This window comes from Mesorhizobium sp. M2A.F.Ca.ET.067.02.1.1, assembly GCF_004023285.1.
Lineage (GTDB): Bacteria > Pseudomonadota > Alphaproteobacteria > Rhizobiales > Rhizobiaceae > Mesorhizobium.
Window position 1 is genome coordinate 1 of record NZ_RZSB01000180.1, and the last position, 9,010, is coordinate 9,010.

12 protein-coding genes, 1 tRNA gene and 1 pseudogene are annotated in these 9,010 nt (G+C 64.9%); 13 read left to right on the forward strand and 1 reads right to left on the reverse strand.

Going from position 1 to position 9,010, the window contains the following annotated elements:
- Positions 1-191: pseudogene (locus EOA28_RS38830) on the forward strand (hypothetical protein); the annotation flags it as partial.
- A 69-nt stretch (positions 192-260) separates the two neighbouring features.
- Positions 261-1,355 carry a hypothetical protein gene (locus EOA28_RS14750; RefSeq protein WP_210214944.1) on the forward strand — a complete coding sequence of 365 codons (1,095 nt, stop codon included), beginning with the start codon at positions 261-263 and terminating at the stop codon, positions 1,353-1,355.
- Between the two features lie 135 nt (positions 1,356-1,490).
- On the opposite strand, the gene EOA28_RS14755 is transcribed toward EOA28_RS14750, so the two are convergent.
- Complete coding sequence (locus EOA28_RS14755; RefSeq protein WP_128314990.1) at positions 1,491-1,700, reverse strand: hypothetical protein; 210 nt, start codon at positions 1,698-1,700, stop codon at positions 1,491-1,493.
- Between the two features lie 219 nt (positions 1,701-1,919).
- Here EOA28_RS14755 and EOA28_RS14760 point away from each other — a divergent pair.
- The 11 genes from EOA28_RS14760 (at position 1,920) to EOA28_RS14810 (ending at position 8,938) form a co-directional block, all read left to right on the forward strand.
- Positions 1,920-1,996 (forward strand) — tRNA-Met (locus EOA28_RS14760).
- 853 nt (positions 1,997-2,849) lie between these two features.
- The gene (locus tag EOA28_RS14765; protein WP_128314991.1) at positions 2,850-3,281 is read left to right on the forward strand and encodes a hypothetical protein; all 432 of its coding nucleotides are present in this window, start codon (positions 2,850-2,852) and stop codon (positions 3,279-3,281) included.
- Positions 3,282-3,312: 31 nt separating this feature from the next.
- Complete coding sequence (locus tag EOA28_RS14770; RefSeq protein ID WP_128314992.1) at positions 3,313-3,738, forward strand: DUF4054 domain-containing protein; 426 nt, start codon at positions 3,313-3,315, stop codon at positions 3,736-3,738.
- A 12-nt stretch (positions 3,739-3,750) separates the two neighbouring features.
- On the forward strand, positions 3,751-4,038 hold the full coding sequence (locus tag EOA28_RS38835; RefSeq protein ID WP_189342048.1) for a hypothetical protein: 288 nt from the start codon (positions 3,751-3,753) through the stop codon (positions 4,036-4,038).
- 4 nt (positions 4,039-4,042) lie between these two features.
- Positions 4,043-4,486, forward strand: coding sequence for a hypothetical protein (locus EOA28_RS14780; protein ID WP_128314993.1), 444 nt, complete (start codon positions 4,043-4,045; stop codon positions 4,484-4,486).
- Between the two features lie 17 nt (positions 4,487-4,503).
- Positions 4,504-5,085, forward strand: coding sequence for a hypothetical protein (locus EOA28_RS14785; protein WP_128314994.1), 582 nt, complete (start codon positions 4,504-4,506; stop codon positions 5,083-5,085).
- 6 nt (positions 5,086-5,091) lie between these two features.
- On the forward strand, positions 5,092-5,484 hold the full coding sequence (locus EOA28_RS14790) for a hypothetical protein (protein WP_128314995.1): 393 nt from the start codon (positions 5,092-5,094) through the stop codon (positions 5,482-5,484).
- Between the two features lies 1 nt (position 5,485).
- Positions 5,486-5,758, forward strand: coding sequence for a hypothetical protein (locus EOA28_RS14795; RefSeq protein ID WP_128314996.1), 273 nt, complete (start codon positions 5,486-5,488; stop codon positions 5,756-5,758).
- Positions 5,758-6,489 carry a hypothetical protein gene (locus tag EOA28_RS14800; RefSeq protein ID WP_128314997.1) on the forward strand — a complete coding sequence of 244 codons (732 nt, stop codon included), beginning with the start codon at positions 5,758-5,760 and terminating at the stop codon, positions 6,487-6,489. The genes EOA28_RS14795 and EOA28_RS14800 overlap by 1 nt, the downstream gene beginning before the upstream one ends.
- A gap of 25 nt (positions 6,490-6,514) precedes the next feature.
- Complete coding sequence (locus EOA28_RS14805; RefSeq protein ID WP_128314998.1) at positions 6,515-8,473, forward strand: DUF3383 family protein; 1,959 nt, start codon at positions 6,515-6,517, stop codon at positions 8,471-8,473.
- 33 nt (positions 8,474-8,506) lie between these two features.
- Complete coding sequence (locus tag EOA28_RS14810; RefSeq protein WP_067328704.1) at positions 8,507-8,938, forward strand: hypothetical protein; 432 nt, start codon at positions 8,507-8,509, stop codon at positions 8,936-8,938.
- The last annotated feature ends 72 nt before the right edge of the window (positions 8,939-9,010 follow it).

Below are 9,010 nucleotides of genomic sequence, written 5' to 3' on the forward strand. Positions count from 1 at the left end.
CCGCTGTCACCACGATCACCCAGCAGCTCACCGGCCCGGCCGGCGGCGCTGGCACCTATGCGGTGGACGTCAACACCGTCGTCAACGCGGCGGCTCTCACCGCGGCCACCAACGTCGAGACCAAGTGGACCGTGCGTTCCTTCGCCCAGCCGGGCGAGCTGATGAAGATCAGCTCGTGGCCGCAGGGCTAACCAACCCCTCCCATCAACCTCGAACCATGCGCCGGCGTGAAAGCCGGCGGTCTGTGAGGAGACACCACCATGAAATTCCACGACTTCAACACGGCCGCCGCAACGTGGGCACAGCACCGCCCGATGTTCGAGCAGGCCGGCATCTACCTGCCTCAGGCGGTCGCCTATGTCGTTGAGGGCTTCCGCACCAACCATCTCGCGATGGACGCGCAGCCCCAGCTGGCGACCGCCCCGAACGCCGGCATTCCGGCGTTCCTGACAACGCTGGTGGACCCCGAGGTCTACCGCATCCTCTTCGCCCCGACGCAGGCCGCCGTGATCTTCGGCGAAACCCGCAAGGGCACCTGGATCGACCAGACCGCGATGTTCCCGACCGTCGAGCAGACGGGCGAGGTGTCGAGCTATGGCGACTTCAACGACAACGGTCGCTCTGGTGCGAACATGAACTGGCCGCAGCGCCAGTCCTACCTGTTCCAGACGATCGCCGAGTATGGCGAGCTGGAGATCGAGCGCGCCGGCCTCGGCCGCGTCAATTGGGTCGGCGAGGTCGACGGCGCCGGCACCACCGTGCTCGCCCGCTTCCTGAACACCACCTATTTCAAGGGTGTGCAGGGCCTGCAGAACTATGGTCTCCTCAACGACCCGAACCTCTCGGCGCCGATCACCCCGGCACCGAAGGCCTACGGCGGCGTGAAGTGGATCAACAACGGCCAGATCGTCGCCACGGCGAACGAAATCTACGCCGACATCCAGGCGCTCTGGCTCCAGCTCGTCACCCAGACTGCCGGCCTGATCGACCAGAAGGCCAAGATGACACTGGCGCTGTCGCCGGAATCGCAGCTCGCCATGACCGCGACGAACTCCTTCAACGTCAACGTCGAGGATCTGCTGCGCAAGAACTTCCCGAACATCCGGGTCGAGACGGCGGTGCAGTATGGCGCGCAGACCGCGATCAACCCGGTCGGCATCGCGGCCGGCAACCAGGTGCAGCTGATCGCCGACGCGATCGAAGGCCAGAAGACCGGCTATTGCTCCTTTAACGAGAAGCTGCGTACGCACCCCATCATCCGCGCCATGTCTTCGTGGAAGAAGAAGATGACCAGTGGCACCTGGGGCGCGATCATCCGCCAGCCGATGGGCATTGCCCAGATGCTGGGCGTCTAACGACGCCCGGCATGGCCGCGATTCACCATTCGTTCACTATATGAGCGCAGCCTAACGTAAGGTCATGCCGGTACCGCGTACATGCCTGAACAGCCCGGCCTGCTTATCTAGGTGACACAGGATTTGCAGGCCGGGCTACCAGCCAGGCCGGGCGTACCGCACCCGCTCAAGCTCTTCTGATAGTCGTATTGGATCGATTATGCCTCGCCGGTAGAGGCACATGACCTTCACGGCTATCTGCTCGCGATCTTCCTCGAGCGCGATCTTGTGCTTCCCGCAATAGTCGCTGACCGCGTTGGCTAGGATTTCGAGTTCGGCGGATTCCGCCACTCCATACTGTGACAAACTGCTCGTCTCCCCAGACGGGGCGAAAGCATGAGGACTGCTCCCAAGCATCCGCGCGCCTCTCTGCCGTTACGGATTGGGAAATAATACACCCAGAAAAAGTCAGAACCGAGTCAATTCCGCTCGACTGAAGTCCGATGCCGTTGGCGAGGGGCGGCTTCCGGTTTGGTTTGTTGCCACTATTGACACAGTCGTAACCAATATGGCACCAATTCGGCTCGCGGGGTGGAGCAACCCGGTAGCTCGCCAGGCTCATAACCTGGAGGTCGTTGGTTCAAATCCAACCCCCGCAACCAACATGGCCGTCCCCTCTGCACTTCGGTGTACGGGGCGGTCTTCTGGATCAAAGGGGAAGCCGCCGCGCCCCGAATGCAGAGATAGGTCTTCCATGGGAGACCCCGGCGGACGGCCAGGTTGGGAGACCTGGCAGAGTTTCGGTTTCTTACCGGGACCCTCACGATGAAGTCGAGGCCGATCTAGACGGTGTCGACGGAGTGATTCACGAGGCAGGGCACGGGGAAGGGTTCCAACCGTGCCTCCCCAGCGGTCGGGCAGAAAATAAGCCGTGCGCCACGGCTGTGATCGCAGGCGCGAGACTTCGAAATGCAGCACCCGTCCGGTGCAACAATCCGGTCCGACACGGGGAACGCATGGCCAAAGGGATTGATCGAGTTCGGCGATAACCCGGCGGCCCCCGCATTTCCAGGGGAGCACCGCGAGAGGTCCCCAACCCTCGAAGCCCCACCGACGGAGCGCGCCGCACACGGCACCATCGGAAAACAGCGGTCTCGTTTCTCAGTTCCCGCAAGGGAACCAGGGGACGGGCGGACGGGCGAGGCTTAGGCCCGTGAGGCGATTGCAGGCAGTGGTAGGCAGTTATCCGGAATTTCCGGACGACTGGACGTTGAACCACCGAAGCCATCGCCAAGCCGGGGTGGGTAGCGAGCGGTCCGGCCGTCCCCTTCTCAGTTTGCGGATGCTCCGTGAGAGGTGCCTGTTCCACAGGCGCTGAGCCAGGATTGACACCTGGCATCCGCTCCATCCTTCGGGCCGCGTCACTGGTGATTGTTGGTGGGGGCACCGCCGATCATCTCTGGCGCGGCCCGGACGCCTCGAGGAGGCGCGTTTTCTTTCAACCGGAGTACAACGATGTCCGCCACAGTAACCGTCGCCTGCAAGTTGCCGCATGGCCTCGTCCTGCGCCTCCACAAGATGGAGGATGTGAACGAGCCGACGGCCGGTGGCGGCTTTCGCAAGGTGAAGCGCGCACAGGTCGTTGGCGAGCCAGTCACCATCAAGGGCTATAGCCGCCCGTTCGATCGCCGCACCGAGCAGGCACCGGCCGCGGTCACGAGCAGCTATGCGCTGACCAGAGGTGTCGACGGGGACTTCTTCAAGGCTTGGCTCGACCAGAACAAGGATCTCGACGCGGTCAAGAACAACCTGATCTGGGCGCACGACGACACCGACATGGTCGAGGGCTTCATCAAGGAGCACGCAGCCCAGAAATCGGGCTTCGAACCGGTCGATCCCAACAACCTGCCGCGCGGCATCCAGGCCTACAAAAAGGAAGAGGCCTAATCTCTGACGCGGGCGAACACTGGAGGTCGCCATGGGCGTCATCGTCACTTTCGACTATGCCGCCTTCGTGGCGATCTACCCGCAGTTCGCATCGCTCAGTCAGCCGCAGGTTCTGCAGGGCGCGCTCCCGGTCGCGACGCTCTACTGTCGCAATGACGGCGGCGGCCCCGTCACCAATGCCGCGACGCAGACCACGCTGCTCAACCTGATGGTCGCGCACATCTGCCAGCTCATGTACGGCGCAAACGGTCAGGCGCCGGCCGGGATCGTTGGGCGGGTCTCCAATGCTGCCGAGGGCAGCGTATCGGTGCAGGCCGACTTCCCCGTGACGCCCAGCAACGCCTGGTTCATGCAAACCCAATTCGGCGCGGCTTACTGGCAGGCCACCGCCGCCTACCGGACCATGCGCTACATCCCCGGCCCGCGCCGCGCCTTCAACCCGTGGCTCAACCAGTAAAGGATATCGTCCATGGACCTCCTCCAGCAATTGCAGCGCGAGTTCCGCGCCTTCCGCAAGCACGCGGAAGACCGCATCCAGACCCTGGAGCGCAGCCTGCGCCTCGCCTCTCCGCCGCCTCCCGTGGATCAGCCGGAGATCGCTACAGCCACGGCTGTCACCGATGGCGCTACCGGCCCGGCTGTCGGCGGAGCGACCGGTCCAGCGGCCGACGCTGGCGCGACTGGTGCCACCGGAGCAACCGGCGCAACCGGCGCTGCCGATCCCGTCGCCGATCCGAAGGCCAAGGCGGAGGCGTAAGGCAATGGTCGAGCTCTCCGGCGGCGACAAGCTCGCCGCGAGGCTGGCCGAGATAGCCAAGAGCCTGCAGAAGGCCCAATCGGTCGAAGTCGGCTTCCTGGAGGGCGCGACTTATCCAGACGGCACGTCCGTCGCGCTGGTCGCGGCGCTGAACGAGTTCGGCAGCCGCGACACGCCGCCCCGCCCGTTTTTCCGGGGCATGATCGAAGACAAGAGCCCCGAGTGGCCCGACGCCGTGGGCAACCTGCTCGTCGCGAACGGCTACGACGCCGAAAAGACGTTGGGCCAGACGGGCGAGGCCATCAAGGGCCAATTGCAGGCGGCGATCACTGCCTATGACGGCCCGCCGCTGCAGCCCGCCACCATCGCCCGCAAGGGCAACGACAAGCAGCTCGTCGACACCGGCCACATGCTGGCCTCGGTCGACTATGCCGTCAAGAAATCCTGAACCCGGAGACCACTACGATGAGGGCCGTCCTTTTTTCGAGCAACCTCGGCGACATTCCAGCCGACCTTGCATTCAAGAACAACTTCGCGGCCGTGACCGATCCGGCCGCCGCTAACGACTCGAGCGAGGGTTATCAAGTCGGCTCGGCCTGGGTGAACACCGCGACCGACACCGCGTTTGTCTGCGTCGATGCGACCCCTGGCGCCGCCATCTGGACCGCCTCCGCACAGGTCGGCAGCACGCAGGGCGCGCCGGCAGCACACACCGTCTCCGGCACGCTCACGCCCGCCGATCTGCTCACGCGCATCATCACCATCCAACAGGGCGCCGGCGCTGCCTCAGTGCAGCAGCTCCCGACCGGTGCAGCGCTCCAGGCAGCGCTGCCGGCCGACTTTGAGGCCAACGACTCCTTCGACGTCTCGGTGATCAACACCTCCATCGTCGATGCCGAGGATGCCACCATCACCACCAACGCCGGAATGACGCTGGTCGGTTCGATGGACTTTCCGGCCCATAGCAGCCCCACGATCCCGTCGAGTGGCATCCTGCGCTTCCGCAACACGGGCGCCGGCACCTTCACGGTCTACCGCGTCGGCTGATCGGCGATGAACCTGCACGGCATCGTTTCGCCGGCGATCGGGACGGTGAACCCGTTCGTGACCGCCACGCTGAAACGGTCCACCGGCCATGCCACGGCGGCCGACGGCACGCGCTCGCCGACCTACAACGATGTGCCTGGCGTCTCTCTGCAGGCGCAGGCGCTGAGCTACAACGACCTGCAGCTGCTCGACGGCCTCAACATTCAAGGCGTGCGCCGCGCCGTCTACCTGAACGGCTCGGCTCTCGGCGTGGTGCGCGAGCTGCAAGTCGGCGGCGATCTCTTCGTCTTCCCCGCCGGAACTTTCCCGGAAGGCAACACGTGGCTCGTGGCGCAGGTGCTCGAGTCGTGGCCCGACTGGTGCAAGTGCGCCTTGACCCTACAAATGGATGGAGCCTGAAATGGCGAACGGAACCTTCTCGGTGCCATGCCCCGCCGGCCAGTGGACTAAGGTCGCCGACGGCGCCAACTATTCATCGGCGCTGTTGCAGGTGACAAGCATCGGCGGCGTGCTGGCAGCGATCGCCGACAGCGAGCCGGCTGAGGGCGCCTCGGACTGCGTCCTGCTCTCCCAGACCTTCGTTCCGTTCCCGCTCGCCGCCGGCGACCAGGTCTGGTGCCAGCCGGTCGGCGCCAGCGAGGCCACGGTGCGCGGGATCGGCACCAGCGTCTGATGAGCGGCCCGGTCCCCAGCCAGTCTGGCATCCAGACGGTCCTGCGCGGCTTTCTGCTGCGAATCCTGCCCGCCGGCGTCGAGGTGATATCGGCGCAGGACAACCGCGTCCCGGAGCCGGCTGGCGATTTCGTCACCATGACGGTGAGCCGCCGCGGTCGCCTCTCGACCAACGTCGACGCCTATCAGGACTGCGCCTTTGAGGCCTCGATCACCGATGCGGTGATGACCGTCACTCAGGTCGCCTTCGGCGCGCTCCTGGTAGGGGCGAGCGTCTTCGGAACGCCGGTGACAGCAGGCACGGTGATCAGCGAGCAGACCGGCGGTACGCCGGGCGGCGTCGGAACCTATACCATCACGCCGGCACAGACCGTGCCAGCGCAGATCCTGTCGAGCGGTGCCGAGACCATCGTGCAGCCGACCGACGTCGTCATCCAGCTTGACGTGCGCAGCGCGTCGGATGGCAGCGCGTCCGACATGGCGCAGACGATTGCCACCCTGATCCGCGATGAGCGGGCGACCAGGTATTTCGCGGATGCCGGCATGGATGGCGCGCCGCTCTATGCCGACGATCCCAAGCAGGTCCCGTTCTTCAACGGCGAGCAGCAATACGAGACCCGCTATGTCGTCGACGTGCATCTGCAGGCCAATCAGGCAATCGGCCTGCCACAGCAATTCGCCGACCAAGCCGTGATCGACGTCGCCAACGTCGAAGCGACTTTCCCGGCCTGACCCTCAAACAGAAAGGACCTGGTCCATGACGACCATCCCGGCCTCGCAGCTTGTGAACGTCATTCCGAACGTTCTCAACGCGGGCGGCAACGCGCTCGTGATGAACGGCCTCGTGCTGACCCAAAACACCCGCGTCCCGATTGGGCAGGTGCTCTCGTTTCCGAACGACGGTGTGTCGGTGTCGAACTTCTTCGGCCCGTCCTCGGAAGAGGCCGAGATCGCGGCGGTCTATTTCAACGGCTTCAACAATTCCACCCAGAAGCCGGCCACGATCCTGTTCGCGCAGTATGCGTCCGCCTCGGTCGCGGCCTATCTGCAAGGCGGAAAGGCCGACCAGCTCTCGCTGGCGCAGCTCCAGGCTTTGAGCGGCACGCTCAGCGTCAACGTCGACGGCTATGTGCGCACCGCGAACGCCATCGACCTGTCGAGCGCAAGCAGCTTCTCGGCCGCCGCGGCGCTGATCCAAACCGACCTGAACTCCGCTCCTCCGCAAGCAGCCGCCGTGACGGGCGCGATCGCCCCTGCGACGGCAGCCGTGACCGCCTCCATCGCCGGCAATGTCATGTATGTGACCGGCGTGACGTCGGGCGTTCTGGTCGCCGGCGCGGCGCTCTCCGGCGCTGGCGTCTCGGCCGGCACGCAGATCACTGACCAGCTCTCGGGAACGCCCGGCGGCATCGGCGAGTATGCCGTGTCGATCGAGCAGGTTGTCGCCAGCACTGCGGTCTCTGCGACCTATGGCACTCTCACGGTCACTGCGCTCGCAAACGGCACCCTGGCCGTCGGCCAGACGCTTGCCGGTGCAGGGGTGACGGCTGGCACGCGCATCGTGCAGCTTGGCACCGGTGAGGGCCTTACCGGCACATACTTCGTCGACAAGACCCAGACGGTGGCGAGCGGCGCTATCACGGCGTCGGCCACGCCGCTGGACGTCACCTATGACTCAGTCTCCGGCGGCTTCGTCATCACCTCGGGCGTTGTCGGCGCGTCGTCGTCCGTCGCCTTCGCCACCGGCTCGGTCGCGGCCGGTCTCTTCCTGACCCAGGCGACCGGCGCGACGCTCTCTCAGGGCGCCGATGGAACGACGCCTGCCGCCTTCATGGCTGCGATCACCCAGCTCACCCAGAATTGGGCGACGTTCATGACGATCTTCGATCCCGATGGCGGTTCGGGTAGCGTGCAGAAGCAGGCCTTTGCCGAGTGGGTCAACAACACCAACAAGCGCTATGCCTACATCGCCTGGGACACGGACATCACGCCCACCGAAGGCAACGATGCGACGTCGAGCTTCGGCAATATCATCGCGAGCGCCAATCTGGACGGCACCTGCGCCATCTACCATCCGGCCGGCGGGACCACGACGCCCGCGCAGATCGCCGCCTTCATCTGCGGCGCGGCGGCCTCGATCGACTTCCAGCAGACCAACGGCCGCATCATCTTCGCATTCCGGGGGCAGGATGGGCTTGTGGCGGGTGTCACTACCGCGACGGTGGCGAGCAACCTCATCGCCAACGGCTATAACTTCTACGGCGCCTATGCCACGGCCGCGCAGCAGTTCCTGGAGTTCCAGAACGGCACGGTGTCGGGCGAGTTCGAATGGCTGGACAGCTACATCAACCAGATTTGGCTGAACAACCAGCTCCAGCTCTCCCTCATGGAGCTGCTCCAGAACATCAACTCGGTGCCGTATAACGCGGCCGGCTATGAGCTGATCAAGGCGGCTTGCCTCGACCCGATCAACCAGGCGCTGAATTTCGGTGCGATCCGCGCCGGCGTGACGCTGTCGGCGCTCCAGATCGCGCAGATCAACTCGGCCGCCGGCGTCAAGGCGAGCGACACCCTCCAGCTGCAAGGCTGGTATCTCCAGGTCAAGGACGCCACCCCGCAGGTGCGCCAGGCCCGCCAGAGCCCGCCGATCAACTTCTGGTACATGGACGGCGAGTCCGTGCAGCAGATCGAGCTGACCTCGACCCTCGTCCAGTAAGCGGCAACCAATCCACCCGTCAGGAGCCAGACCATGTCGACCCTAACCGCCGCGAACGCGGTCATTACCCTTGCCGTGCCGAACCTCTTTCCGACCCCGGTTCAACTGCAAGGCTTCGCCACCGACAACATCTACGACATGGACAGTGTCGACCAGGTGGAGACCGCCATGGGCGTCGACGGCATCCTGTCGGGTGGCTTCGTCTACAACCCGATCAACCAGACGTTCGTGTTGCAGGCCGATTCCCCGTCGATCGCCTTCTTCGAAACCTGGGCGGCGACGCAGGTGCAGGCCAAGGACGTCTACACGGCCAATGGCTCGACGACGCTGCCGTCGCTCGGCCGCTCCTACATCTCCACCAAGGGCTTCCTGGTGAGCCTGCCGCCGATGCCGGCGGCGGCCAAGATCCTGCAGCCGCGCCGTTTCGCGATCCGCTGGCAGAGCGTTCAAAGCGTCCCGAACTGAGGTAATCCATGCGTAAAGAGATCGACGTCACGATCGCCGATGACGGCCGTGACCAGGGCAAGACCTTTCACA

What these genes read in the sequence shown, in the direction of transcription:
- EOA28_RS38835 (WP_189342048.1), top strand. Translation starts at nt 3,751, where the DNA reads ATGGACCTCCTCCAGCAATTGCAGCGCGAGTTCCGCGCCTTCCGCAAG.
- EOA28_RS14800 (WP_128314997.1), top strand. Translation starts at nt 5,758, where the DNA reads ATGAGCGGCCCGGTCCCCAGCCAGTCTGGCATCCAGACGGTCCTGCGC.
- EOA28_RS14790 (WP_128314995.1), top strand. Translation starts at nt 5,092, where the DNA reads ATGAACCTGCACGGCATCGTTTCGCCGGCGATCGGGACGGTGAACCCG.
- EOA28_RS14785 (WP_128314994.1), top strand. Translation starts at nt 4,504, where the DNA reads ATGAGGGCCGTCCTTTTTTCGAGCAACCTCGGCGACATTCCAGCCGAC.
- EOA28_RS14780 (WP_128314993.1), top strand. Translation starts at nt 4,043, where the DNA reads ATGGTCGAGCTCTCCGGCGGCGACAAGCTCGCCGCGAGGCTGGCCGAG.
- EOA28_RS14750 (WP_210214944.1), top strand. Translation starts at nt 261, where the DNA reads ATGAAATTCCACGACTTCAACACGGCCGCCGCAACGTGGGCACAGCAC.
- EOA28_RS14770 (WP_128314992.1), top strand. Translation starts at nt 3,313, where the DNA reads ATGGGCGTCATCGTCACTTTCGACTATGCCGCCTTCGTGGCGATCTAC.
- EOA28_RS14795 (WP_128314996.1), top strand. Translation starts at nt 5,486, where the DNA reads ATGGCGAACGGAACCTTCTCGGTGCCATGCCCCGCCGGCCAGTGGACT.
- EOA28_RS14810 (WP_067328704.1), top strand. Translation starts at nt 8,507, where the DNA reads ATGTCGACCCTAACCGCCGCGAACGCGGTCATTACCCTTGCCGTGCCG.
- EOA28_RS14805 (WP_128314998.1), top strand. Translation starts at nt 6,515, where the DNA reads ATGACGACCATCCCGGCCTCGCAGCTTGTGAACGTCATTCCGAACGTT.
- EOA28_RS14765 (WP_128314991.1), top strand. Translation starts at nt 2,850, where the DNA reads ATGTCCGCCACAGTAACCGTCGCCTGCAAGTTGCCGCATGGCCTCGTC.